Raw genomic sequence first — 25,222 nt, 5'->3', positions numbered from 1 at the left:
CCCTGCGAATTTTCACGAGAATGCGGTGACTTGACTTGAATCCTATCTATTTGGACCATGCGGCCACAACTCCCGTCCACCCGGAGGTGGTGGAGCGCATGCTGCCCTATTTGTCGGAATATTTTGGTAACGCATCCAGTACGCACCGCGCAGGCAGGGATGCCCGCGCGGCCCTGAATGCGGCCCGGGATCGGATCAGCGCTTTCATCGGCTGTTCACCGGCGGAGCTGGTGTTCACCGGAAGCGGCACGGAGAGCGACAATACCGCGATCTTTGGTGCGGCGGAAGCGGCCTCCGGCCGGGGGCGCCATATCATTACGACTCAGATCGAGCACCACGCGGTGCTGCATGCGTGCGAACGTCTGGAGAAGTTCGGCTACGAGGTGACTTACTTGCCCGTCGACACGGCCGGCCGGGTGTCGGTCCGCGATGTGGAAGCGGCCGTGCGCCCGGACACCATCCTCATCAGCGTCATGTACGCGAATAACGAGGTCGGCACGCTGCAGCCTGTCCAGGAGATCGGTGCCCTGGCCAGAGAGAAGGGGATCTTGTTCCATGTCGACGCCGTTCAGGCGCTCGGGCATGTTCCCATCGATCTTGGCAGCCTTCCTGTCGATTTCATGAGTTTTTCCGCGCATAAGCTCAGCGGTCCCAAGGGGACTGGTGCATTATATATAGCAAGGACCGCCCGTGTGGCTCCGCTGCTGTACGGCGGCTCTCAAGAGCGCAAGCGCCGTGCCGGCACGGAGAATACGGCGGGCATCGTCGGGTTTGCAGAAGCGGTGAAGATTTTTGAGGGCGCAAGGTATGAAATGCAACAAAAGTTGGAAAAACTACGTCAAGAAATGGTAATGGAGTTCGGTCGCCGTCTCGGTCCCGGCGGCTATGTCGTCAACGGCCACGAGAGCGAGAGGCTCCCGCACATCCTGAATGTCAGCTTTCCCGGGGTATCGACCGAGAGCCTGCTGATGAATCTGGATATGGCGGGGGTTGCGGCGGCCAGCGGCTCCGCGTGCACTTCCGGTTCTCTGGAAGTATCCCACGTACTGCGCAGCATGGGGCTGCCCGAGGAGGTCACGGCTTCGGCCGTCCGCTTCAGCTTCGGACGTACCAACGACGAAGCGCAGGTCGCAGCCGCGGCGGAGCAGGTAGAGAGGATCGTAACCCGTCTGCGCAGACAGGCCTAGCTGCCGGACCGGTGCCGGGCCCGCGCGTTCCAGGCCAGGACGCATCCGCTCCTCCCGCTCCGTGGAATCACAGCTAGATAGAGGAGTGAGCGAGTCTTGAGAAGAGCGCGCGATGTCATCGGTCTGCCGGTCATGTGCCTCGAATCCGGGAAGCAGACCGGCGAAGTCAAAGACCTCCTGCTGGATGATCAGTGGCAGGTGCGGATGCTCCTGCTGGAGACGAAGCACTGGTACTCCGATCCGATGTGCATCCGGGCCGAGGATGTCGCAGCCTTCGGCGAGGACGCGGTCATGATCCCATGCGGGGACGTCGTGCAGCTGCTGCCGGACGAAGTGCCTTACCGCAGTCTGCTCTGCGGGGACGGCAAGGTGAAGGGGATCCCCGTCCTGACGGCGAACGGCCGGCAGCTGGGGGTTGTCGAGGATGTTTATCTCGGAGCGGATCAGGGTATAAAGGTAATAGGTTACGAGCTTAGCGAGGGTTTCCTGACGGACTTAAGAGAAGGGCGCAAGTGGCTGCCGCTTCCGGATCCGGTGAAAGCCGGGGAAGATGTACTCATTGTTCCCGTCCATGCAAGCGATACATTACAAGAAATCTTCGAATCAAAAGAAGAATAGGGTGATACCGATGCTACGTTGTCCAAATTGCAATTCCAAAGATATCGGCAAGATCGGTTCCCATCAGTTTTACTGCTGGGGCTGCTTTATCGAATTGACCGTGAACGGAGAGAAAATGTCGGTCTTCCAAGTGGAAGAGGACGGCACGCTCAGCTCTCTGGATGATTTGTTCTTTGAAGAAGAAATGCCGCAAGTTCACGCGAATTAATGCCGGACCCGCTCAGGGCTTCCGGTCATCGACACCGCTTCTGACGCAGGCCTCCGGGCTTCGCGGGAGCGGTGTTTTTCAGTTTGCGGCGAAGGCTTACTCCTTCATTGTATTCGTGGTCATGGCGGCTTATGTAGGATAGGGGACGCGGACGGGCCGGAGGATTAAGCGGGAGAACTCTTACATATACTGTAACAGGCGGTGAAGTTTTAAGGGAATCCGTGCCGCACGCTTGCTTGATCGATGAGCCGGTGCAGAGGCTTACCCAATAGATGGCGATGACCGTATCCGGCACTGTGCGAGCAGCCCGGAGAGCGCAGACTTTTTAATAGATAAGGGAGGGCGAGGATGGACCGTTTTACGAAGAACAGTCTGCTGCTCGGGATGGTTTATATGCTGCTCGCCTTGATCATTCTTTTCATGCTGCAGCAGCTGCGTCCTTTGTTTGTAGGGATTTATCAGTTTTTGCAGGAGATTCTGACGCCGTTCATCATCGCGATGATCATCTCCTATGTGCTCAATCCCGTAGTGACCCTGCTCGGGGCAAGGAAGGTGCCGAGGACCATCGCCGTCCTGCTGATCTACGCGGTCTTCATCACCTCGACGACCGTCGTGCTGATGAATGTCATTCCGATGTTCGTGCGCCAGCTTGCCGAGCTCAATGAGCATATGCCGGATGTGGCGTTCAAAGCGCAGAGCGTGGTAGAGAATATGAACGACCTGCAGTTCCTGCCGGACAGCGTGCGGACCGGGATCAACCAATCTCTCTCGAAGCTGGAGAACGGCGTCTCGCTGGCGATTGCGAATTACATCAATTCCATCGGGAGCACGATCAACACGCTGTTTCTCATCTTCATCATACCGTTCGTGGCGTTCTACATTCTCAAGGATTTTCAACTGCTGGAGAAAACGACGCTGGCGATCGTGCCCCGCCATCACCGCAAGGAAATCGTCTCGATGCTGATGGATATCGATACCGCGCTCGGCAACTACATCCGGGGGCAGTTCACAGTGTGCATGATCGTAGGGCTGCTCGCTTATGTCGGCTACTGGCTGATCGGCATGCCTTATGCGCTGCTTCTTGCCTGCGTGGTGGCGGTATTCAACATCATTCCGTACCTCGGTCCGTTCCTCGGGGCGGCCCCCGCGTTGATCGTGGCTTCCACCATCTCAGTCAAAATGCTGCTCTTCGTCATTCTCGTCAATACGGCCTGCCAGATCCTCGAGGGCAATGTCATTTCTCCGCAGGTTGTCGGACGCTCGCTTAAGATGCATCCGCTCTTCATCATATTCGCGCTGCTTGTTGGCGGGGAGATCGCCGGGATTGCGGGCCTGATCTTGGCTGTGCCGTTCTTTGCCGTAATGAAAGTGATCCTGCAGCATGTGTTCACCTATTACATCCACCGCCGTACGCCAACCTGAGAGCGCGGAAGTACGGTCTGCCTGCGGAAGAGCCTGTCCTGTGCAGCGCTCTTCTTCGGTATGTGAGGCAGCGGTCAGCGAGAGATCGGCGTCCGGTGATTGCCAAGGCGTACCTTCCTATGAGATAGTTAGTAAGGAAGGCGGGCCTGACCTAGCGGGCCGTCATGTAAGCGAATGCGATTTTTGATGCAGAACGGTAAGGAGGCAGTTCCATGCTTCGCTATGAATACAACCCAGAGCTGCTCACCATCGAGGAGGATGCGACGGGCCAGGATATCGAATTCCGGATGAAGATGCACCGCCCGGATGCGGAACTCGAGAAAGCGGTGAAGCGGATCCGCGACGAATTCAATGAGAACGACGTGATCACGGATGTGCTGTTCTATGCGCACGATCACGAGGAGTATCAGTGGATCGTCCGCAAGGATTACTATCTGGATTTTATACTCAGCTTGTTCAAACACCGGCTCGTTACGACGATGACCTGGAAGTAAGCCATGGGCTCATTGGAGGCCGGTCTTGGCCTAAGACGGGGAGAGGCGGCACGGCTGTCCGCCGGACCGGAGGGGGTCCCAAGTTGACATGCCTGCCCCAGGGCGGGTATACTTTGGTAAGGAATACCTTGACATGAAATCTTCCCAAAGCGCAGATGAAATTCAGTAAGTCATAGCCCATTAGCCAGAGAGAAGGCTAAGGAACCTCGGAGAGTCCCGTTCCTTGCTGCGAATGCCTTCCTGATGAAGAATGACTGAACGCTCATTTCGGAGCGCGGACGAACTCCGCCGGCCCCAAGACCCGTTATCGTCTTGTCTAAAGGAGATTGCCAAGAGGCTGCACGGACTGCAGGCCTGCTGCGCAATAACCAGGGTGGTACCGCGAGCAAATCGTCCCTGTTTTCAGGGGCGTTTTTTTGTTTTTTTTGGACCGGTCCGCGAGGCCTGTTCCCCCAAACCCACAATAAAAGGAGTAACCTTCATGAAAGCCAGTGAAATCCGTTCCAAGTGGCTGCAGTTCTTCGAAAGCAAAGGACACAAAATCGAGCCGAGCGCCCCGCTCGTCCCGCATAACGACCCGTCGCTCCTGTGGATCAATGCCGGGATGGCTCCGCTGAAGCCGTACTTCGACGGACGTGTCGTACCGGAGAATCCGCGGATCGCGAATTCCCAGAAGTGCATCCGCACCAACGATATCGAGAACGTCGGCAAGACGCGCCGCCACCACACGTTCTTCGAGATGCTCGGCAACTTCTCCATCGGCGACTACTTTAAGGAAGAAGTCATCACGTGGGCGTGGGAGTTCCTGACGAGTCCCGAGTGGATCGGCTTCGATCCGGAGCGTCTGTCGGTCACCGTGTATCCCGAAGATACCGAGGCGTTCGACTACTGGAACAAGAAGATCGGACTGCCGGAGGAGCGTATCTATAAGCTGGAAGAGAACTTCTGGGATATCGGCGAAGGCCCGTGCGGACCTTGTACCGAGATCTTCTACGACCGCGGCGAGAAGTACGGCGATCTCAGCGATCCCGAGTGCTGGCCGGGCGGCGAGAACGAGCGCTTCCTCGAAGTGTGGAACCTCGTCTTCTCGCAGTTCAACCACAACAAGGACGGCTCTTATACGCCGCTGCCGAACAAGAACATCGATACGGGCGCGGGTCTGGAGCGCTTCGCCTCGATCCTGCAGGACGTCGACTCGAACTTCGACACGGACCTGTTCCAGCCGATGATCCAGAAGACCTGCGAGCTCGCCGGCGTGAAGTACAAGGAGAACGAAGAGTTCGACGTGGCGCTGAAGGTCATCGCGGATCATATCCGTACGGTGGCGTTCTCCGTGGGCGACGGCGTGCTGCCGTCCAATGAAGGCCGCGGCTACGTCATCCGCCGCCTGCTCCGCCGCGCGGTCCGCTACGGCAAGGTGCTCGGCATGGAGAAACCGTTCCTGTACCTGCTGACGCCGATCGTGGGCGACGTGATGGGCATCTACTATCCGGAGGTGGTCGAGAAGCGCGAGTTCATCGAGAAGGTCATCCGTACGGAAGAAGAGCGCTTCCACGAGACGCTGTCCGACGGGCTGGCGATTCTCGGCGAGATGGCGGAGAAGGCGCGCCAGAACGGTTCTACGCAGATCTCGGGACCGGATGCGTTCAAGCTCTACGATACCTACGGCTTCCCGTTCGACCTCACGGAAGACTTCGCTGCCGAGAAGGGCATGACCGTCGACCGCGAGGGCTTCGATGGCGCGATGCAGGAGCAGCGCGACCGCGCCCGTGCCGCACGCCAAGATTCGGGCAGCATGCAGACGCAGGGCGGGCCGCTGGCCGACTTCACGGTTAAAACCCAGTTTGTTGGTTATACTGATTTGGTAACACCTGCTAAAGTGATCGCGGTTGTCCATGAGAACCAGTTCGTGGATCTCGTGGGCACGGGCGAAACCTGCCAGGTAATCTTGGACGTGACCCCGTTCTATGCCGAAAGCGGCGGTCAGGTCAGCGACCACGGCTACATTACGGCCGGCGATACGGTGCTCAAAGTGGAAGACGTAACGAAAGCACCGCACGGCCAGCACGTGCATACCGTAGTGGTGGAAGCCGGCGTGCTCCGCAAAGGAGATTCCGTCCAGGCGACAGTCACGCAGGATGTGCGTGAGGATATCATCAAGAACCATACCGCGACGCACCTGCTCCACAAGGCGCTGAAGGAAGTGCTCGGCGAGCACGTCAATCAGGCCGGTTCCCTGGTGGCTCCGGAGCGTCTGCGCTTCGACTTCTCGCACTTCGGGTCGATCTCGGCCGAAGAACTGCAGGAGATTGAACAGCGCGTGAACGCCCAGATCTGGAAGACGACGGAGGTCGATATCTCCCTGAAGCCGATCGCGGAAGCGAAGGCGATGGGCGCGATGGCCCTCTTCGGCGAGAAGTACGGCGATGTGGTCCGCGTCGTGAAGGTCGGCGGCTACAGCCTCGAGCTGTGCGGCGGCTGCCACGTGCAGAACACGAGCCAGATCGGCCTCTTCAAGATCATCAGCGAATCGGGGATCGGTTCGGGCGTGCGCCGGATCGAAGCGACGACAGGCCGCAACGCGTACCAGTATCTCGACGGCCAGCTGCAGCTGCTTCGCGACGCTTCGGGACTGCTCAAGTCGAACATCAGCGACGTGCCGAAGCGCATCGACGCCCTGTTCGGCCAGATCAAGGAGCTCTCCCGCGAGAACGAGTCCTTGAAAGCAAAGCTCGGCGGCATCGAAGCCGGTTCCCTGGAGGGTCAGGTCCGGACCGTGAACGGCGTCCAGCTGCTCGCGGCTCAGGTTACGGCAGGGGATATGGAATCCCTGCGGAACATCGTCGACCAGATGAAATCGAAGCTGGGTTCGGCCGTGATCGTCCTCGGCGCACCGGCCGAAGACAAGGTGAACCTCGTAGCGGCCGTCACGCCGGACCTGGTGGCTCAGGGCTACCATGCCGGCAAGCTCATCAAGGAAGTGGCCGTGCGCTGCGGAGGCAGCGGCGGCGGACGTCCGGATATGGCGCAGGCGGGCGGCAAGGATGCCTCGAAGCTCCAGGAAGCGCTGCAGAGCGTGAAAGGGCTGCTCGGTTCCAAATAAAATTTTTGCTTTGTCAAGAGGAATATTTCGACAAATGGCGAATAAGAGAGTGTAAGATGATGGCAGGGGGTGCTCAACGTGAGTTCGATGGATAAAACGATGAAGTTTAACGTAAAAGCGGAGGAGATCGAGACTTCGCCCAAAGAAGTCATACTCGCCGTGTATGATGCCCTCCAGGAGAAGGGGTATAATCCGATCAACCAGATCGTCGGTTATCTGCTCTCCGGCGACCCGGCTTACATCCCGCGCCATAACAATGCGCGCAGCATGATCCGCAAGAGGGAGAGGGACGAACTGATCGAAGAACTCGTCCGCTCCTATCTCCAGAACTACAAATCTTAAGCAGCCGCGGGCACTGGCGGCAGGAGGCGGGCCTTGGGCCGCTGCCGCTGCAAGGAGAGCATTACTTATGCGTTACATGGGACTCGATTATGGCGACAAAACGATCGGCGTGGCAGTCAGCGACGAGCTCGGCTGGACGGCTCAAGGGCTGGAAGTGATCCGCCGGACGACGCAGGAACGCGATCTCGCGCGCCTTCGGGAAATTACAGGGCAGTACGGTGTAACCGACATTGTGCTCGGTCTGCCGAAGAATATGAACAATACGATTGGCCCCCGTGGAGAAATTTGCATTGCATTCTCCCAAACTTTGCAAGAAACACTAGGGATGCCCGTCCACCTATGGGATGAACGGCTGACGACGGTTTCGGCCACACGTACGCTGCTCGAGGCGGACGTCTCCCGCAAGAAACGGAAGCAGGTCATCGACAAGATGGCGGCTGCGCTCATTTTGCAAAACTATATGGATTCTCATTCCAGGTAAAGAGGTGAAGGAACATGTCAGACAAAGACCAAATCCAAGAACAACAGCAAGAAGAGCCTGAAATCATCTATATTCCGGATGAAGAAGGTAACGAAGAAGAGTTCGAAGTCATCATGAAATTCGAAGTGGACGGCTCGGACAAAAAGTACATGATGGTTGTTCCTGTCGATGCCGAAGAGGAATCCGACGAAGTGTATGCGTTCCGCTATGAGGAAGACGGCGACGACCTGCAGCTCTATACGATCGATGACGAAGAAGAGTGGAATATCGTCGAAGAAACGTTCAACACCTTGATGGAAGAGTTCGACGAAGAGGAAGAAGAAGAATCCAAATCCTAATTCATACAGAGCCTGTGCCGCCAAGACGGGGCACAGGCTGTCTGCTGAGGAGGCTACCGCTTGAGCGCTGCACCGGAAGCTCAGCCGACACGCCAGTTGCGGGACGTGTTCGGAGATGATATTATTTTGTATGATGAGAAGCAGGAATCCGTCGTATACCGGATTGCCTCCGAGCTCATCTTGAAGGGCCAGGGCTATGCCATGCTCGAGAAGGCGAAGCCGGGCAAGGAAGACGAGCCCGAGATTTTCCGCGTCGCCGCGAAGGACGACGGGGAGCTGGAGCTCGAGACGATCGACGATGACGATGAGTGGGAGCTGGTCTCCGAACTCTTCGATGAATGGACTTTCCCGGCGGATGAAACCCTATAATACGTTGTAACCTGTGGCCCTTGCCGGAATTCCCCGGCTCTGTATGCCGCTGCCGGTACGCTTAAGGCAGCAGGAGTGCCGCTGCGCGTCTGGAGCCGAAGGGAGCAAGCAGGGAAGCCTGGAGCGGAGACAATCCGCTCTTTTTATTTTGATAGGACGGAACGTATATTTGCGTATTCTAGCCGGGCAAGCAGGGAAAGGGGAGCAGCAGACGCAACGTGGACAATACAGCAGGGCGCAGACGCTCCCGGGGATGGGGCGTTCTGGGCTTCATTTTGATTCTGGCCGCAGCGGCGGCTGCCGGTCTGTTCTATATCGGCAGTGCGATGAAGCCGCCGGCTTCCACATCCTCCGCGGTCCGGATCTCCTATCCGCCAGGGACTTCCACAGCACAGCTGGCGGAGGAGCTGGAGACGAAGGGGCTGATCCGCGACAGCCGGATCTTCACCCTGTATCTCCGGCTCAAGGGGGAAGGCGGCCGGTTCCAGGCCGGCGAGTACGAATGGTCGCCGGGCGCTAGCGCGGAGGAGATTATCGCCAAGCTGAACAGCGGCGAGACGGTGAAGGAAGCCGGACTGCGGCTGACCGTGCCGGAGGGCTTCACGGTGCTGCAGATCGCGCAGAAGCTGGCGGAGCAGGAAGCCGTGAAGGCCGATGCACTCCTTGCCGCAGCGGACAGCTATATCCCGGCGGGCAAGACCGAAGGCATGCCTCCTCTGCCGGCGGCGGACAGCAAGCTGCGGCACCGGCTCGAAGGATACTTGTTCCCCGAGACGTACGAATGGAAGAAGGATGCGAAGCCGCAGGAGATCGTCGATACGATGGTACGCGAGTTGGGCAGAAGGCTGAAGGATCTGCCGGACGGATGGCAGGACGCGATGAAGCAGCGGAACCTGACGTTCCATGAGGTACTCACAATCGCCTCTCTGATCGAACGCGAGGTGGTGGTCGATGAGGAGCGGAAGATCGTCAGCGGCGTGATCCAGAACCGTCTGGAGCAGGGCATGCCCCTGCAGATCGACGCGACGGTGCAGTATTTGCTGGACAAGCCGAAGGAGAGGCTCCTGCACAAGGACCTTGAAGTAGTCAGCCCTTATAATACTTATCTCAATAAAGGCCTGCCTCCGGGACCGATTGCCAGCCCTTCGCTCGCATCGATCGAAGCGGCGCTTTATCCGGAGAAAACCGCTTATTTGTTCTATGTCACGAAGAAGGACGGCACGATGGGCCACCTGTTCGCCGAGACGTTCGAGCAGCACAAGAAGAATATTGCCGAGAGCAACAAAGCCGGCAATCCGTAACGCTACATTTGGATGAAAAGAAGGGAAGTACGATGGTGAAGAAACCGGAACTGCTGATCCCGGCCGGCTCCGCAGAGGAAGCACGCCGGTATATGGAAGCGGGGGCAGACAGCGTATTGGTCGGCGAGCACCGCTTCGGCATGCGCCTGCCGGGCGAAGTGCCCGCGGAAGAACTCGGGGACCTGATCGGCTGGGCCCATGCGCGCGGGGCACGGGTCTATGCGGCGGTCAACAATATTATGGATAACCGCATGCTGCCGGACTTGAGAAGCTATATGGCCGTGCTGCAGGAGAAGGGAGTGGACGGCGTTGTGTTCGGCGACCCTGCGGTGCTGCTGGCGGCCCGCCAGGCGGCACCTGGCCTGAAGCTGCACTGGAATGCGGAGATGACCTCCACGAACTATGAGACAGCGCGCTACTGGGGCTCCAAGGGAGCCGTACGGATGGTGCTCGCGCGCGAGCTGAACCTGGAGGAGACGCTGGAGATTGCACGGCAGCTCCAGGGTACGATGGAAGTGCAGGTTCAGGTGCACGGCATTACGAACATCTACCATTCGAAGCGCAGCCTGCTGCAGAACTACAAGGAGCATCAGGGCCGCTTCGAGACGGTCTCCCGCGAGGAACTCGGCAAGGAGGAAGGCCTGTTCCTCATCGAACAGGAACGTCCGGGCGAGCGCTTCCCCGTATATGAGGATGAGAACGGAACGCATATCATGAGCTCGGACGATATGTGTATGCTGGACTCCCTTCATGAACTGATGGAAGGCGGCATCGATTCGCTCAAGGTCGAGTCGCTGCTGAAATCTCCGGCGTACAACGAAGAAGTAGTCCGCAGCTACCGCAAGGTCATTGATGCCTACACGACCGATCCGCAAGGGTACGAATTCCAGGAAGAGTGGCTCGAGGGAATCCGGGCGCTCCAGGATCCGAAGCGCGAGCTGAGCTACGGATTTTTCTTCAAAGAGCAAGTGTACTAAATCCAAGGAACGAATAGAGAGGTGTCATCATGACCTTGATGAGAGAGCAGCTGCTCGGCAAGCGCGTACGCTTCGAGAAACCGGAAGTCCTCGCGCCGGCCGGCAGCCTCGAGAAGCTGAAATTCGCGGTGCACTACGGTGCGGACGCGGTATATATCGGCGGTCAGCAGTACGGGCTGCGCTCCAATGCGGACAACTTTACGTTCGAGGAGATGCGCGAGGGTGTCGAGTTCGCGGAGAGATACGGTGCGAAGGTGTTCGTGGCAACCAACATCTACGCCCACAATGAGGATATCGAAGGGATCGAAGCTTATCTCAAAGGAATTCAGGATGCCGGCGTCCACGCGATCATCGTAGCGGATCCGGTTATCATCGAGACCTGTAAGCGGGCGGCGCCGAAGCTCGAGATCCATCTGAGCACCCAGCAGTCCACGATGAATGCGGGAGCGGTGCAGTTCTGGAAGGAAGAAGGCATCGACCGTGTCGTACTTGCCCGGGAAGTGACGATGGAAGAGATTCGTGAGATCAAGGAAACGGTCGATATGGAGATCGAGGTGTTCGTGCACGGGGCGATGTGTTCTTCGTATTCGGGCCGCTGCGTGCTCTCGAACCACTTCACGGACCGTGACTCCAACCGGGGAGGCTGCTCGCAGTCCTGCCGCTGGAAGTATGACCTGTTCACGACGGAAGATGACGCGGCGCAGATCGGAATTAAGGAGATCCCGCTGTTCCAGGAGGGGGATAACCCGTTCTCGATGAGCTCCAAGGATCTCTGTATGATCGAATCGGTGCCGGAGCTCATCCGGGCAGGCGTAGATTCCTTCAAAATCGAGGGCCGGATGAAGAGCGTGCATTACGTAGCTACCGTCGTGAATGCCTACCGTCAGGCTATCGATGCTTATTTCGCCGACCCGGAGAATTACGAGATGAATCCGCAGTGGCTGTATGAAATTCAGAAGGCCGCGAACCGGCCGCTGAATACGGGGTTCTTCTTCGATTCCCCGGGCCACGAGGATCATATCTTCGAGCCGGAAGAGAAAGCGGCCCCGTATGATTTTGTCGGCGTCGTCATGGAATACGACGAGGCCACCGGGATGGCGCTGATTCAACAGCGCAACCACTTCAAGCCGGGCCAGGAGGTCGAATTCTTCGGACCGAAGGGTACGTTCTTCAAGATGACCGTGCCGGAGATTCACAGCGAGGAAGGCCAGCCGCTGGATGCTGCAAGACATCCGCTGCAGCTCATCCGCATGAAAGTGGAGGCGCCGGTGAAGCCCCTCGATATGATGCGCAAAAAATTCGGCAAGCAATAAGGAAGGCAACACGAAGCTGCAGCGGACGCTGCGGCTTTTTTTATGCTCCAAGATCTAACATTTGAAGATAGGAGGCCCGATATAAAGAAGAGACGTTGGAACCTCTTTCCAAGGGGGTTAGGAGAACTAGGGTTGCGCCCAAAATATCAGGACTATTTTCTTAATTTATTGTAAGGTCGGGAAGGAAAGAAAGAAAATATGTCGAATAATGTTTGTATGCGATTACATTGCTATGACTGATTTTCTCTATCCTTCCATGAAATATATCTTACACAGGGGTGGGTACATGTGAAAGACCAGTGGACATCATTGAAATCCAAATTGAAATCCAAATTGAAATCCAAGCTGTCCGGGGGCGGGCGTAAGGCCCGGATGAAGCTGCAGGAAAGCGGGCTCGGAGACAAAACGCGAAGAGTGGCAAAGGGAGCGGTCAACGGAACGATCAAAGGAACGGCGGCCGTCCTGAAAGCGGTGGGCTCCAAGCGGGAGGTCCGCTTAGACCAGATGGTCAAGTCTGTGGGAACCAAGCTGTTTTTGATTTTTTTCGTATCGATTCTATTCTTCGTGCTGACGGTCGGGCTTACCTCCTATAGTATTTCTAAAGGCATCATTCAGACGAAAGTAGGCGAAGCCTCCGAAGGGACAATTGCCCAAGCGGGACAAAAACTCGATCTCATGTATGCCGTATACGAGGATCTCTCGATGCAGCTCATGCTTGATGAAAATATTAAAGAGGCGTTAGCTAAATCATCGACTATGGAGAAGAGCAGTTTTGATTTCCTCCAGCTGCGGCGGGATTTGGGCGAGCGGCTCAATATGTTCGCTTTTTCGAACAAAACCCTGAAGGCCATCTATCTCTTCGATGAGAAGGGGGAACTGCTCAGTTCCGTTGGGGGCAGCATGTCGCCGACGAAGAAGGTATCGGAGGAAGCCTGGTTCAAGAAGACCGTGGAGGCTGGCGGCCGGCCGTTCTGGCTGGAGACGAATCCCAAGGGCTATTCGGACGGAATCGGATTCGGCGGCACGCCGACCTATGGTCTGGGCCGTCTGCTGAGGGACACATCGTCGAGCAGCGTACACGCGATCTTGATGCTGGAGATCCAAGGGGAGACCCTGAGTAAAGAGGTCGCGGAGATCAATATGGGGACGGGCGGACGCACGGTCATTGTCAACCCCGACTTGCTGACGATATCGGCGGTAGACACCGCTCTGATCGGCCAAGACAGCGGGCTTGGCATCGCCAAGGAACGGCTCGACCAGGATAAGGACAGTGTGCTGAGTGACAAGGAAGACCAGCAGATCGTATACTTCAAGTCCGCCAAAACGGGATGGCTGCTCGTCGGATCGATGCCGGTCAACGAGCTGGTGAAGGATGCCAAGAAAATTTTCACGATGACCTGGGTGATGGCGGTCATTGCCATGGTGATGGCCGTGGGGATCGGCTTCTTCATCATCCGGATGATCGGCCGCCCGCTGGTGCTGCTCCGCAATCTTATGAAGGAAGGCGAGCAAGGTAACCTGACGGTCCGCATGGAAGTGAAGAGCGAGGACGAGATCGGTCAGCTCGGGAGAAGCTTCAATGAGATGATGGAGAAGATCACCGTGCTTGTGCGGCAGACGAATCACTCGGCGCAGGAAGTGCTGGACACGGCCGCAGAGCTTTCCGACGTATCGAAGAAGACGGCGGCGTCAGCGAAGGAGATCGCCGTCGCGACGGAAGAGATCGCAGGAGGAGCGACATCGCTCGCCATGGAATCGGAACGGGGCAACGAGCTCACCTACCAGATCTCCAATCAAATGAAGAGTGTGGTCGAAGCCAATGGGATCATGGGCACTTCCGCCTCCGACGTGCAGCAATCGAGCAAACAGGGAACCCGGTATATGTCGGAGCTGATCGGCAAGACGAATACGACGGAATCCATGACCCGCTCGATGGTCGAGAAGGTAGATAACCTGAAGGAAAGCACGGGCTCCATCGTGAAGATTCTCGATGTGCTACGCAGCATGACCAAGCAGACCAATATCCTGTCGCTCAATGCGACAATCGAGGCTGCGCGTGCAGGAGAGGCGGGCAAAGGCTTCATGGTGGTCGCCGATGAGATCCGCAAGCTGGCGGACCAGTCGAAGCAGTCCATTGATATCGTGGGCCAGATTACCGCCAAGATTCAGAAGGAGATCGAAGAGACGGTAGGCGTGCTGTCCCAGGCCTATCCGATCTTCCAGGAGCAGATCTCCTCGGTGAAGGAAGCCGGCTCGATCTTCGAGCAGGTGGATGAGCAGATGGGCGGACTCATCGGGCGCCTCTACGAGGTGACGGAGTCCATCTCCCAGCTGGAAGCCTCGCAGCTCGTGCTCACCGACGCGATGGCCAACGTCAGCGCGGTGGCGGAAGAGTCGTCCGCTACTTCCGAGCAGGTCGCTTCGCTGAGCTCGGAGCAGCTCGGCGTCTCTACAGGCCTCGTACGGCTCTCGGAGAAGCTGGAGCAGCTCTCGAACTCGCTGAAGGAGTCGCTCACCAAGTTTCATGTCTAAGTAGTTTCATGTATAAGTAGTTTCATGTATAAGCAGTTTAAGGACGTCTTTTCCTTCCAGGGGAGAAGACGTCTTTTGGCATGCGCGAAGGCCGCCGCCGCAGGAGCTCCGTTTAGATGCGTAGACGCAGGATCATACTTAGAGGAGAATGGACCCATCCTTCGAGAGAGCGGCAGGTGCGCCGGCATGAAGACAGCAAGAATCAAAAAACACCGGATGTTTGTCATATTGATAGGGATTACCGCCGTGCTCTTGCTGTGGAACCTCCGCTTGTTTTGGATCCAGGCGGGGGCTGTCCATCATTTTGGAGGCCGGGATATCGACCTGGCCGTGAACTCCGTGATTCAGCGGGCGGAAGGGATCGTGCTCGATTCGGGCCGGGGCGACTTCCTGGACCGCCGCTTGCAGCCGCTTACGGGCAGGGAGCTGCGCGTCCTGGTGCTGTTCCCCGTGAGCAGACAGGAGCTGGAGGAGGAAGGTCCTGCGAAGGAGGCTTACGCAGAAGCGGCACAGATTCTGAAAGTGCCTGCGGGAGAGTGGCTGTCGTATGTTGCCGGGCTGCGATCGCCCGAGCTTTGGCGCAAAGCGGGGGTTCCGGCAGCCCTGAGCGATAATCAGGTACGTCTGCTGGAGACGCTTGGACTTCCGGGCGTGAGGATCCTGCCTTATAAGCAGCGCTACACAGAGAACCAGACCGCGGGCCAGCTCATCGGCTTCATCGGTCAGAATCCCGAGCGGATCACGAAGGAATTCACCGATCAGTTCCACAAGGGGGAGCTTCAGCTCACGAGCAAGATCGGCAATGCCGGTCTAGAGAAGACGTTCGAGCCTTGGCTGCAGGGGCTGGGGACGACTTCCGTGTCCCTGTTCACGGACGGGACGAAGCGCCCGCTTCCGGGACTCGACGTGCGGAAGATCGCGCCGGACAACCCGTATTATCCGCTGCAGGTCGTTACGACCCTGGACGGGGAGATCCAGCAGCAGATCGAGAAGCGGATGGAGGCGCTGCACATCCGGGAAGGGGCGGTGGTCGTGCTGGACGCGCAGACCGGGGATACGGTCGCGGCGGCCAGCAGGCCCGCATTCCACCCGGACCATGTCGACCTTAGCGGAGGCGGATGGAGCAACCGGACCGTGAAGGCGGCGACGCCGGGTTCGATCTTCAAGACGGTGACCGCCGCTGCGGCGCTGGAGTCCCATGCGGTACGCCCCGGCGAGACATTCGAATGCAAGGGAGAGCTCGGACGCTTCGGACTCTCCTGCTGGAAGGAAGGGGGGCACGGCCGCCTGACGCTGGAGGAGGCGTATGCGCAGTCCTGCAATGTCGTCTTCGCCAAGGTGGCGGAGCGCCTGGGCGGAGAGGCCCTGGAGCGCTACGCCGGGAAGCTGGGGCTGACGATGCCGGTCGGCTGGAGCGGGGAGGTGCCGGGGTACGGGCTCTTGCACCAGTGGGACGGCGAAGAGAGCGGCCTCGTGTACCGGAACCCGGCTTCGGCGAAGGATGCCGGCGCGGTCGCCCAGACCTCGATCGGCCAGCGGGATGTGCAGGTGACCCCGCTGGCCGCCGCCAACCTGGTCGTCACGCTGCTCCGGCAGGGGGAAGTGGGCTCGCCGCGGATCGCGAGCGAGATCCGCTTCCGCGGCGGCAGGCTGTACGAGGGGTTCGCGCCCCGCCCGCTGGATTCCCGGACCGCGGAAGGCATCCGTCCCGCTATCGCGAAGAAGCTGCTGGCATGGATGCAGGAGGTAGTGGCGGAAGGCACCGGCCAGCCGCTGCAGCGGGCGAAGTGGAAGCTGGCGGGGAAGTCCGGCACCGCCCAGATCACGATGAAGAACGGCCGGCCGGGCGAGAATCACTGGTTCGTCGGGTACGGTCCGGCCGAGCATCCCCGTTATACGGCAGCCGTACTGATCGGTCAAGTGCCGGAAGGACAAAAAAACACATCCCTGACTCTCTTCCGAGAAGTCATGGATGTGCTCGCTGAAGTTGAAGCTAAGGCTAAGGCGGCGAAGACGAAGGAGGTTCCAACGCCCTCTTAATGATAGGTGGAGGCCGGCAGGGAAGGGATCAGAATCGAAAAGCAGGTGCCCTTGCCGAGCTCGCTGGTCACATCGATGCGGCCCTGCAGGTTCTGGATCGTACGGTAGGTCACGATCATGCCGAGCCGGTTTCTTTTGCTTCCGGCGGTGTAGAGCGGCGTACCGAGCCGTCCCACGTCATCCGGAGACAGGCCCGCCCCTTCGTCGATAATGTCGATACAGACGGTCTGGTTCTGGCGCGCGGCGACGATATGCAGCCGTCCGCCACCCGGCATGGCTTCCATGCCGTTGCGCAGCAGATGCAGCATGCACTGGGTGAAGTGATCCGCATTGGCGCTGATGATGAGATTATCCTGCAGCTGCGTTTGGACTTCGATCTTCTGCAGGGCGGCATAAGGCTGGAGTGTCTCGAGCGCCTTCAGGATCGCCTGCTTCGCATCGAGCAGTTCGAGCTCGGAGAGCGGCGGCTTCGAGAGGGTAATGAAATCCCCGATGACCGTCTGCGCCTTGTCGAGCTCTTCCTGCGCCATCTTGGCATAAGCCTGGCGCTTGGTATCCGGAAGCTCCACTCCGGCGAGCATCTGCACGAAGCCCTTGGCGGCTGTCAGGGAAGGACGAACCTCGCGGCTGATGGACGCGGCCAGCTCGGCGGCTGCCGCAGACGTATCGAGCTCCCGCAGGCCGGCCCCCTGCTGGACGCTGCGCAGACGCGTCTGGGCGAGCAGGTAGGAGACGAGCCCGGCGGCACAGGCCTGAGCGGCGGCATAGGCCGCCCAGAGCGCGTAGAGTCGGCCCGGGGGCACCTGCCCCTCGGCGAGGATGGTGCCGGCGGCGGCAAGTACGATCACGGCGGAGCCGGCGAGACCGAGCAGTGCGCCGTTCAACGGATGAAGCAGCGCGCCGGGACTCCGGAGCCGGCGCCGGACAAGCCATAGTCCGCCCAGCACGAGGGCGAGAACGACCGGGAAGGTCCAGGCTTCGAGGCCGCCGGCTCCGAACCGGAAGGCGAGCATGAGCGCGCCTGCGCCGAGAGCGTACAGGGGACCCGCCGTGAAGAAGCAGACGGCGAGCGGAATCATGCCGAAGTCGAGCGGAGGCCAAGCGTCCAGCGCCAGCGGGTGAGCCGAGGCGAATAAGGAAGCCAGCGCACAGAGCGCCGCGGTGAGCATGCGGCTTTTGGCCTCTTGGCCCTTGTGCAGCCGTTCGGGCCATGGCAGTTGATACAGCATGACGGCAGACGCCAGAGCCAGCACGTTGAGCAGCAGAACATTCACAAGATTCAAGGGAACCACCTTTGCCTTATAGAGTGAGTAAGTGAATAACGGATTCGTTATCTTATGTATTCGACAAATTCCTCTAATTTCCTACAAGCCTGCCAAAAAAACCTCTTTTCTCCGGGTACATGGACCGAATCCGGAAGAGAAGAGGTTTTTGGGATGGACAGGCGTCTTAAAACCAGTGATGGGCCTTCTCCCCGAGACGGGTGAAGAATCCCCTGGGGCTGCGCTCCAGCAGGCCTTGGCTGACGAAGGTCTGCACTTCGATCCGGTGAAGAAAGCCGAGCAGTCTCCATGCGCTGTAAGCAAGGGCGATGGAGGAGGCCAGAAAATAATTGAATCCGTAATAATCCAGCCCCGGCGGCAGCACGCCGGCCGTGAACAGGCTGTTCAGCGAGAAGAAGAGCAGAGAGGCGGTCAAGGCTCCCCGGCGGTCTTCGAAGTACAGCATCATCAAGATCAGGGTGAGCATGAGCGTACTCCCCATGGCCCCGAGACTGTAGATGCGGAAGATCTCGACGGTCAGGGAGTCGTAGCCCAAGGCGCTCAGCAGATACCGGGAGACCAGGATCAGGAACAGGGTGATGATGCCCTGCAGCTTGGTCATCCGGATCATTTCGTGCCAGAGCACCTCGACCATCCGCGTCTTGGCCCGCAGGATCATCTCCAGCGTGCCGCCGTTCATGATATATCCGTAGAACCTACGGTATTTGTCATAGAACCGGGTCTCCACCGACACGACGAAGAGCACCAGAGAGGGAATGACCGTAAGATAGGACAGGAATACCGCATTGTCGTATACCGGTGTGAAGCGGAACGTATCCTCTACCGTTACGCTTGCCGGGCCGAACCAGATCAGGATATTGTCCATCCAGACGCCGAGGTTATAGCTGAAGCCGATGACGAGCAGGGAAGGGAATTTGTCCGCGTAATGCAAAAATCCGTAGGGATTCTCCATCCTTCTGGATGGAAAGGTGCGCAGCAGCACTACGGCCAGCATACAAAGGGTGATGAGCATGCCGAACGTGAAGCCGAGCAGCATATTCGAAGCTTCCCGGTGGACGGCAAAGGGCAGCGGGTACCGGAGCAGGAGCAGCACGAAGGCAATGGAGAGCACGCTTCCTCCCACAAAGGCCCAGGAGATGGCCTTATAGTTTTTGGCCGCGGAGAGGAACACCATCGACAGCCAGATCTGTCCGATCGTCAGGAACAGCACCGTCGAGACCAGCTTATAGCTGAAGGGAAGCGGGGAGTTCCAGTAGAAGCAGACGGAGGCGGCTGCCGATACCGCCAGAACCAGACGGGAGATGCCGGTGAACACGGGCGTGATGATGTCCAGCTTACCGAGATAGAAGTGATCCGCCAGGAAGCGGGTGACGACCAGCTGCCAGCCGCCGGACAGAATCTGGGAGAAGATGAAGCAGTACGATACCGTCACGACGAAGAGCTGGGATTCGAGCTCGCCGAGTCCGGCGTATTCGCGGATCAGATGGCTGATGACCGCGACGGTCAGCACGGAGATCAGCCACGGCCCGGCCGCTATGAAGGAGGCGTAGGCATAGGCCTTCATTTGAAGCGAGGCATAGTCCTCGCGGAAGAGCTTCTGCAGCTTGAATCCTATTCCGGCCATCCGTCCACCGCCTCCCGGTACAGCTTGCGATACATGCCGATAAAATGGCCGATCTGGTAGTTAGCCTCTACCCGCCGGCGTCCGACTTGTCCCATATAGCTCCGCTCCTCCGGATATTCGTACAGCTGCACCATCCGCTGCGCCATCGCCGCCGGATTCACCGGCGGGACGACATAGCCCGCGATCCCTGCATCATGCTCGTCCCTGCCTTCGAGCAGTTCCCTGCAGCTGCCTACGTCGGTACAGATCCAGGGAATGCCGGCAGCCATGCCTTCGAGCACGGCCAGGGGCTGTCCTTCGCTGATGGAACTGAGCAGCAGCACATCCACCTGGGGCAGCCGCTCGGCGATCCGCACCTTGCCGGTGAAGGTCACGATGGCTTCCAGGCCGAGATGCTTCGCAAGTGCCAGGCATTCCCGGTAGTAATCGGGATCCTCGTCCGTCGGGCCCATAATCCAGAGCTCCATGTCCGGAATCTGCCGGGAAGCGAGGCGGGCGGCATACAGCAGGGTCTTCACGTCCTTGATCGGCACGAGCCGCACGATGGCGGCGAAGACGATGGTCATGCCCGGTTCGCTGCTCCGGCAGGGAAGCTGGGAGAGCGGCTCATAATCGACCCCGTTCGGGACGATCAGGGAGCGTTCCGCCGGCACGCCGAGGTCCCGCTGAATGTTCTGTGTCCCTCCGTAGAGGGCGATCGTGCGGTCTGCGGTCCGGTAGGCGCCTTGGGACAGGTGATAGAAGTAATCGATCCAGCGCTGCTTGAAGCCGGGTTCGACCCAGGCGGACTGCAGGATCTCCTCTTCGCGTTCGCGCGCATATACGCCGTGCTCCGTCAAGAGGAAGGGCGTACCGTGCTTCTGCCGCAGGAAGGACGCGATCAGGCCGGCATACCCGGTGGATACCGCGTGATAGACGTCCGCTTGAGGATACTCCTGCTGCAGCAGGAAGATGGCGGGCAGGTACATCGAGCGCCATGTCCAAAAGTAAGCGTTGAACGACTTCGTCGGCATCTCCTGCCGGTAGGACTCCACGAGAAGGTCCCAGAAGGCTTCGCTCTTCAGGAAGGAGATAGGATTGCCGAGCCGCGCGGGGTCGGCAATCACCGGCAGTGCCCCCTCCGAGCCTTCCTTGAAGGCGAACCAGTCCAGGCACAGGCGGGCTTCTTCCCGGCTCAGACGCGGTCCTCTGCCTTCCGTCAAGTCCAAGTAATCCATAATGAATACGTCGTGGACCCCCGAAACGTTCACCGGCATCTTGTATTGGGGCTCGCCAATCTCCCGGCGGGAGGAGGAGATGGCGATGATCTCGAACTCATGCTCCCGAAGCGTGGTGACGAGCATTTGGACCCAGCTCGCAACGCCGCCGTAGACGTAAGGATAGCTGCCCTCCACGATCAGAGCGATCTTCATGGTGTCGTTCCTCCGTCCTTCAGCTTGATCCGGAGGGCTGCCTGCTTCGCTTCAATCCGCCAGAGCCCGGAAGCCGGTTCCCAGGAGAGCACCGTACCCTGCTCCTGCGGCAGGTCCGGGGTCTGGCCTGCCGGCAGCCGCAGCGTGTAGACGGCGGGAAGAGGCGTATCCTCCGCCAGGATTGTAATGCTTCCCGGGCCGTACCGGGTTTGAATGCGGCTGTTCTGGTACAAGGTCAGTTTCTTGACGGCATCGCGCACGGTCAGCGGCTGGAGATAGGGGTACGCCTGCGTCAGCTGACCCATCCAATCCTCGAACTTGCGGCTGAGGAAGGACCAGCCGCGGCCCTGGGAGCGCTGTTCGTCGAGTACATCGTCCGGATGGACAAAGTGGTTGACGAGTCCGAAGTTGGCGATGGCGTCTGTCTGGAAGAACAGGTCCTCCTCACTGAGCAAATACCCCGAAGTAATCCGCGGATAGTCGTAGAACCGTTTATGGTCGGGATCTTCCCCGAACTCCTGTTCCAGGAAGCCGGGGTCCGCTCCCTCAACGGAATAGAGGGAAGCGATGATGCCGACGGAAGGCACCGCTTCGGCCAATGCCATCTTGCCTTCCGGTCCCATGATATTGGAAGGGGGGACGTAGGTTCGCAGGTCATGGGACGGAAAATAAGAACCGGCGACGGCGGTCAAACGGACCAGTCCTTCCCCCATGGCCTCCCGGTTAGGCCAGGGAACATACTGGAGGGAGGAGGGAAGAGGCTCCTCCGGCGTAACGAGCGGCTGATGATTGTATCCGTGCAGGCCAAGCTCGCCGCCCAGCTTCAGAAGCCGGGAGCCGAAGAAGCGGACGGTCTCCGGATTCTCGCCGGTGAGCGGAGGCAGCGGAGGTGCCGTCCGGCTGTCGTAGGTGCCGATCATCAGGCCGGTGTACTTCCATCCGTACTTGATGGCGAAGCGGCTCAGATCCGCCCACCAGATCCGCTCGTAGAAGTCTTTCGTACTCAGGCCGTATTCCTGCCTCACGAGGGGATTGGTCGCTTCAGGGGGCGGGGAAGGGAAATCGTCGATCTCCAGAGTGCGGATGCCCGCCTGCGCGGTCACGAGGCTGTCCGCAGCGAGTCCCAGGGAGTGGACGAGGAGGCCCCGGCCCGTTTTTTGGACACCCGCCGTGGAGTTCCAGAACACCACCCGGCCATCTCCGAACCCGCTGGTCCACAGCAGGGGCACGCCGCCTGCGGTTAAGTACACTTTGCTTCCCGGCAGCAGCAACACATCCATCATCGAATGGGAGAACATGAGGGAGGTCGAGGGCAGGTCCGGGTAACCGGGAAAGAGCGGCTTCACCGAGGTGATCCCTTGGACCGTCCCCTGCAGGAACCCCCGGTTCTCCCGGATGCCGAACAATTCGTTCAGGCGGGGATCATAGAAGCGGGTCAGGACAGCCAGCCGGCCGCCGCGGTCCACATAGCGGGTCAGGGCGGCGGTATCCAGCGCCTCGTTATTCTGGCCGGTGAGGACCAAGACCTGCCATGGGTTCGGCACGAGGGCCGGGAGCTTCTCTGCGGCCATATCTTCCCATGGGAGCTTGGCCAGGTCGAGCGCTTCGATAAGGTTAGCCTTCACATGCTGGCCTTCGGTATCGCCGGGAGCGCTGAAGAGAAGAAGACGCAGCGGTTCTCCTTCCGCGGGGACGGCGCCGGCGTTCTCCCCGGAGGAGTTCCCGAGTGCAAATTCCGTCTCCGTGTAGCGGCTGTCTCCGGAGAAGAAGTTCCAGTAAGGGGAACGCGCCACTTGCAGAAGCCCGCCCAGCAGAAGCCCGCTAACGATAACGAGGCTGAGTATCATCCGTTTGCGGAACACCGGTCTCTTTCATCTCCTTCCACAGCCTGACGGCGGATTGGTATGCTTCGGGAATCGTTACGCCGCTGTCCCACCAGTCCGCCGCGAGCCGGCGAAGCTCCTCGAAGCGGCCTTCGTGATACAGGCGCTCGGCCGCGGCGAGATAGGCGACGTAGCGGTATTCGGCCGTAGTTTCCAGAGAGCGGGCGAGCGCGTCGGCCAAGGCATAGTCGCCTTCGGACCGGGCCGCGTAGCACTGCTTCTCGGTGAAGAACGGTTCGGAGGGGAACCGCTCGCTTCCCCGGCGGATCAGCTGCTTCAAAGCGGTACGGACTTCCAGAGCAAGCTCGCCCTGAAGCAGCCGCGAGTCGAGATAGCGGACGTAGGTTTCGAGCAGGGCCTTCCACGAGGGGAGCGAGGTTTCGTCGGCCTGCAGCTCCTGGCTTCCCTGCTGGATCTCCCGTATGAATTGTTCGTTGAGATAGTTCAGCGTGGCTGCCGCATAGTGGACGACCTCCGGATCCTCGTCGCGGAGCGCCTCCTGGAACAGAACCGCCTTATTGCCCCCCTCGTATTGGAGAAGCGAGAACATCGCTTCTTTCTTCGTGCCATAGGCTCCCCCGAGCAGAATTTCGCGGAAGGGAACCAGAGCGGTCTGCTGCTGCACATTCACGTGGAACGATTCCAGCGAGTCCGGCACATGGTAGACATAATTCTCATATTCGCGGGAGAAATCGTCGTCGTAGCGGGTCAGCCACAGCGCGGATACGATCACTCCGCCGCACAGCAGGCCGGCTCCCGGCAGGAACAGGCCGAGGGTGTAGATCCATTGGAGGCTGACGCGGTCGTGCACCCGGTAGGGTGAGATTTGGAAAGAGACATAGACGGCGGCGCACAACAGCAGATGCCCCCCCAGCACCGCGGCCCACGCCCAGGATGACGCGCCCGGGTGCCCTGGGGGATCCAGGACCCAGGGCAGCGAGATGGTCTGCAGCGCATCCAGGACGCCGGCGGCGAGCAGGAACAGGGCGGCGCCGGGCGCCGATGGCGGGAGATCGCGGTGCAGGGAGGAACGGGTGCGTTTCATGAGAGGCTTCCCTTCCCGAACCGCCCTCGGATCCGCGCTTCGATCTGCTCCCGGAGCTCGGGCGCGGTGGCCGGAAGCAGGAACAGGAGCTCCCGGCGGAAGGCGTCGTAGCTTAAGACATCGTCGCTCCTCAAGGTGTGGCGCAGCAGTCCGTCGATCTCCAGCAGGGCTTCATCCGTCTCGATCCCTTCGAAGTCGATCGGCAGCTGGAAGAGCGTGAACTTCTGCGAGAAATCGGAGGCCCGCAGCGTCTCCTCTTCGAGCCGGTTGTAGAATGCTTCGGGCCGCAGGATCAGGGTGTCCGGGAAGTAGCGTTCCCCCCTCCGCTTGGCGGTTTCGCGGAAGGCTTTGACACAGCTCTCGCCCATCCAGACGAGGATGAGTTTGAACAGATCCACGGTGGCTTTATTCAGTGTCTTAAAATCAAGCCCGCTCAGGCCGATAATGCCTATAAGCTCCTCTTCTTCCCCCAGGATGGGACCTGCCATCAGCGGGTCTTCCGGGGGATCGGCAGCGTCCCGCAGCTGGATGAGCCGGCTCTCGCACACGCGGCGGTACAAGGAGGGATTCTCCAGAAACACGGATCCGGGATAGTCCCCCGGATGGGTGCCGTACGTTACCTTCAGGCGCAGCACCTTCCCGGTCGGATCGATCCGGTAGATGACGACGGACTCGGCATGGATCAATTCGCGGAACAGACGGACCGCGTCGGTGAAGATCATCTCCGGGTCGTCGGAGTCCAAGGCCCTGGCCATCTTGTAGAGGGTGAACAAGCTCTCTTGGGCTCCCACGATCCGGTTCTCCAACGCGTCCTTGACCCGCGTGAGATCGCTGTAGCTTTTCTCCATTGTCTCCATCCGGTCCTGGAGGTCTTCATGCTCTTCGGCGAGTCTGCGGTACCGGTAGCGCTGGTTGGAGGAGTAATGCCCGACGAAGAGAGCCAGCCCGGCATATACGGCCAGCCACTGGTATTCGCTCCACTGGTTGAAGAGGAAGTACGGATCCCGGCCCGACCGGCTGTACTCCCAGAGATGGAGCAAGGCGGCTCCCGCCGCCGCAGGCAGGCCGAGCCGGGTGCCGTAGCGCAGGGCAAAGTAGAGGACCGCGAACAAGAGCGGATTGGGGGTCCATGCCGTGAAGCGGACCGGCCCTCCGTACGATGCCGCCGCAAGCAAGAGGAACAGGGCGGCAAGCTCCACCCAGGGAATCCATCGGCGTTCCTGTGTGTAGATCAAAGGGGGATTCCTCCA

Annotated in this window: 21 protein-coding genes; 15 read left to right on the top strand and 6 right to left on the bottom strand. The window is 59.4% G+C overall.

All coding sequences use genetic code 11. The features are described 5' to 3' along the window. The first annotated feature begins 35 nt into the window (after positions 1 to 35). The 15 genes from O9H32_RS06035 (at position 36) to O9H32_RS05965 (ending at position 16,725) form a co-directional block, all read left to right on the top strand. Positions 36 to 1,187, top strand: a complete 1,152-nt coding sequence (locus O9H32_RS06035) for a cysteine desulfurase family protein (protein WP_269864985.1) — start codon at positions 36 to 38, stop codon at positions 1,185 to 1,187. A gap of 96 nt (positions 1,188 to 1,283) precedes the next feature. After that, positions 1,284 to 1,805, top strand: a complete 522-nt coding sequence (locus tag O9H32_RS06030) for a PRC-barrel domain-containing protein (protein WP_269864984.1) — start codon at positions 1,284 to 1,286, stop codon at positions 1,803 to 1,805. Positions 1,806 to 1,815: 10 nt separating this feature from the next. Beyond that, the gene (locus O9H32_RS06025) at positions 1,816 to 2,013 is read left to right on the top strand and encodes a hypothetical protein (RefSeq protein WP_014371928.1); all 198 of its coding nucleotides are present in this window, start codon (positions 1,816 to 1,818) and stop codon (positions 2,011 to 2,013) included. Positions 2,014 to 2,361: 348 nt separating this feature from the next. Next, the gene (locus O9H32_RS06020; protein WP_269864983.1) at positions 2,362 to 3,435 is read left to right on the top strand and encodes an AI-2E family transporter; all 1,074 of its coding nucleotides are present in this window, start codon (positions 2,362 to 2,364) and stop codon (positions 3,433 to 3,435) included. Positions 3,436 to 3,647: 212 nt separating this feature from the next. Continuing rightward, positions 3,648 to 3,929, top strand: coding sequence for a hypothetical protein (locus tag O9H32_RS06015; RefSeq protein ID WP_269864982.1), 282 nt, complete (start codon positions 3,648 to 3,650; stop codon positions 3,927 to 3,929). A gap of 481 nt (positions 3,930 to 4,410) precedes the next feature. Then, positions 4,411 to 7,032 (top strand): alanine--tRNA ligase, encoded by a 2,622-nt coding sequence (gene alaS / locus O9H32_RS06010; RefSeq protein WP_269864981.1) that lies wholly within the window; start codon positions 4,411 to 4,413, stop codon positions 7,030 to 7,032. A gap of 78 nt (positions 7,033 to 7,110) precedes the next feature. Further along, positions 7,111 to 7,374: an IreB family regulatory phosphoprotein gene (locus O9H32_RS06005; protein ID WP_269864980.1), complete on the top strand. Its 264-nt coding sequence runs from the start codon at positions 7,111 to 7,113 to the stop codon at positions 7,372 to 7,374. A gap of 67 nt (positions 7,375 to 7,441) precedes the next feature. Next, positions 7,442 to 7,855: a Holliday junction resolvase RuvX gene (ruvX, locus tag O9H32_RS06000; protein WP_269864979.1), complete on the top strand. Its 414-nt coding sequence runs from the start codon at positions 7,442 to 7,444 to the stop codon at positions 7,853 to 7,855. A 14-nt stretch (positions 7,856 to 7,869) separates the two neighbouring features. Continuing rightward, positions 7,870 to 8,193: a DUF1292 domain-containing protein gene (locus tag O9H32_RS05995; protein ID WP_269864978.1), complete on the top strand. Its 324-nt coding sequence runs from the start codon at positions 7,870 to 7,872 to the stop codon at positions 8,191 to 8,193. 60 nt (positions 8,194 to 8,253) lie between these two features. Then, positions 8,254 to 8,562 carry a DUF1292 domain-containing protein gene (locus O9H32_RS05990; protein ID WP_269864977.1) on the top strand — a complete coding sequence of 103 codons (309 nt, stop codon included), beginning with the start codon at positions 8,254 to 8,256 and terminating at the stop codon, positions 8,560 to 8,562. Between the two features lie 218 nt (positions 8,563 to 8,780). After that, positions 8,781 to 9,863 (top strand): endolytic transglycosylase MltG, encoded by a 1,083-nt coding sequence (mltG, locus tag O9H32_RS05985; protein WP_269864976.1) that lies wholly within the window; start codon positions 8,781 to 8,783, stop codon positions 9,861 to 9,863. A gap of 32 nt (positions 9,864 to 9,895) precedes the next feature. Then, positions 9,896 to 10,840 (top strand): peptidase U32 family protein, encoded by a 945-nt coding sequence (locus tag O9H32_RS05980; protein WP_269864975.1) that lies wholly within the window; start codon positions 9,896 to 9,898, stop codon positions 10,838 to 10,840. 29 nt (positions 10,841 to 10,869) lie between these two features. Next, positions 10,870 to 12,153, top strand: a complete 1,284-nt coding sequence (locus tag O9H32_RS05975; protein ID WP_269864974.1) for a peptidase U32 family protein — start codon at positions 10,870 to 10,872, stop codon at positions 12,151 to 12,153. Between the two features lie 372 nt (positions 12,154 to 12,525). Continuing rightward, positions 12,526 to 14,685 carry a methyl-accepting chemotaxis protein gene (locus O9H32_RS05970; protein ID WP_406627269.1) on the top strand — a complete coding sequence of 720 codons (2,160 nt, stop codon included), beginning with the start codon at positions 12,526 to 12,528 and terminating at the stop codon, positions 14,683 to 14,685. Positions 14,686 to 14,871: 186 nt separating this feature from the next. Continuing rightward, positions 14,872 to 16,725 (top strand): peptidoglycan D,D-transpeptidase FtsI family protein, encoded by a 1,854-nt coding sequence (locus tag O9H32_RS05965; protein ID WP_269864972.1) that lies wholly within the window; start codon positions 14,872 to 14,874, stop codon positions 16,723 to 16,725. On the opposite strand, the gene O9H32_RS05960 is transcribed toward O9H32_RS05965, so the two are convergent. The 6 genes from O9H32_RS05960 to O9H32_RS05935 form a co-directional block, all read right to left on the bottom strand. Beyond that, entirely contained in the window at positions 16,722 to 17,999 is a 1,278-nt protein-coding gene (locus tag O9H32_RS05960) for a sensor histidine kinase (RefSeq protein WP_269865389.1), read from the bottom strand. The genes O9H32_RS05965 and O9H32_RS05960 overlap by 4 nt on opposite strands. A 175-nt stretch (positions 18,000 to 18,174) precedes the next feature. Then, positions 18,175 to 19,632, bottom strand: a complete 1,458-nt coding sequence (gene pelG, locus O9H32_RS05955; protein ID WP_269864971.1) for an exopolysaccharide Pel transporter PelG — start codon at positions 19,630 to 19,632, stop codon at positions 18,175 to 18,177. Then, positions 19,620 to 21,044 (bottom strand): GT4 family glycosyltransferase PelF, encoded by a 1,425-nt coding sequence (pelF, locus tag O9H32_RS05950; protein WP_269864970.1) that lies wholly within the window; start codon positions 21,042 to 21,044, stop codon positions 19,620 to 19,622. The genes pelG and pelF overlap by 13 nt, the downstream gene beginning before the upstream one ends. Next, positions 21,041 to 22,891, bottom strand: a complete 1,851-nt coding sequence (locus O9H32_RS05945) for a DUF2194 domain-containing protein (protein WP_269864969.1) — start codon at positions 22,889 to 22,891, stop codon at positions 21,041 to 21,043. The genes pelF and O9H32_RS05945 overlap by 4 nt, the downstream gene beginning before the upstream one ends. After that, entirely contained in the window at positions 22,866 to 23,972 is a 1,107-nt protein-coding gene (locus tag O9H32_RS05940; RefSeq protein ID WP_269864968.1) for a hypothetical protein, read from the bottom strand. Before O9H32_RS05940 ends, O9H32_RS05945 begins: the two co-directional genes overlap by 26 nt. Next, positions 23,969 to 25,207, bottom strand: a complete 1,239-nt coding sequence (locus tag O9H32_RS05935; RefSeq protein WP_269864967.1) for a hypothetical protein — start codon at positions 25,205 to 25,207, stop codon at positions 23,969 to 23,971. The genes O9H32_RS05940 and O9H32_RS05935 overlap by 4 nt, the downstream gene beginning before the upstream one ends. Positions 25,208 to 25,222 lie beyond the last annotated feature (15 nt).

It is taken from the genome of Paenibacillus caseinilyticus (genome assembly GCF_027533645.1).
In the GTDB taxonomy this organism is placed as follows: domain Bacteria; phylum Bacillota; class Bacilli; order Paenibacillales; family NBRC-103111; genus Paenibacillus_G; species Paenibacillus_G caseinilyticus.
Note: the sequence above shows the minus strand (reverse complement) of the source record. Positions and strands in the feature narration are given on the sequence as shown.

Bases quoted from the DNA above. Each gene is read 5' to 3' on its own strand.
- O9H32_RS06025 (WP_014371928.1), top strand. From the start codon at position 1,816: ATGCTACGTTGTCCAAATTGCAATTCCAAAGATATCGGCAAGATCGGT.
- O9H32_RS06020 (WP_269864983.1), top strand. From the start codon at position 2,362: ATGGACCGTTTTACGAAGAACAGTCTGCTGCTCGGGATGGTTTATATG.
- O9H32_RS06015 (WP_269864982.1), top strand. From the start codon at position 3,648: ATGCTTCGCTATGAATACAACCCAGAGCTGCTCACCATCGAGGAGGAT.
- alaS (WP_269864981.1), top strand. From the start codon at position 4,411: ATGAAAGCCAGTGAAATCCGTTCCAAGTGGCTGCAGTTCTTCGAAAGC.
- ruvX (WP_269864979.1), top strand. From the start codon at position 7,442: ATGCGTTACATGGGACTCGATTATGGCGACAAAACGATCGGCGTGGCA.
- O9H32_RS05995 (WP_269864978.1), top strand. From the start codon at position 7,870: ATGTCAGACAAAGACCAAATCCAAGAACAACAGCAAGAAGAGCCTGAA.
- O9H32_RS05980 (WP_269864975.1), top strand. From the start codon at position 9,896: ATGGTGAAGAAACCGGAACTGCTGATCCCGGCCGGCTCCGCAGAGGAA.
- O9H32_RS05975 (WP_269864974.1), top strand. From the start codon at position 10,870: ATGACCTTGATGAGAGAGCAGCTGCTCGGCAAGCGCGTACGCTTCGAG.
- O9H32_RS05970 (WP_406627269.1), top strand. From the start codon at position 12,526: ATGAAGCTGCAGGAAAGCGGGCTCGGAGACAAAACGCGAAGAGTGGCA.
- O9H32_RS05965 (WP_269864972.1), top strand. From the start codon at position 14,872: ATGAAGACAGCAAGAATCAAAAAACACCGGATGTTTGTCATATTGATA.
- pelG (WP_269864971.1), bottom strand. From the start codon at position 19,632: ATGGCCGGAATAGGATTCAAGCTGCAGAAGCTCTTCCGCGAGGACTAT.
- pelF (WP_269864970.1), bottom strand. From the start codon at position 21,044: ATGAAGATCGCTCTGATCGTGGAGGGCAGCTATCCTTACGTCTACGGC.
- O9H32_RS05945 (WP_269864969.1), bottom strand. From the start codon at position 22,891: ATGATACTCAGCCTCGTTATCGTTAGCGGGCTTCTGCTGGGCGGGCTT.
- O9H32_RS05940 (WP_269864968.1), bottom strand. From the start codon at position 23,972: ATGAAACGCACCCGTTCCTCCCTGCACCGCGATCTCCCGCCATCGGCG.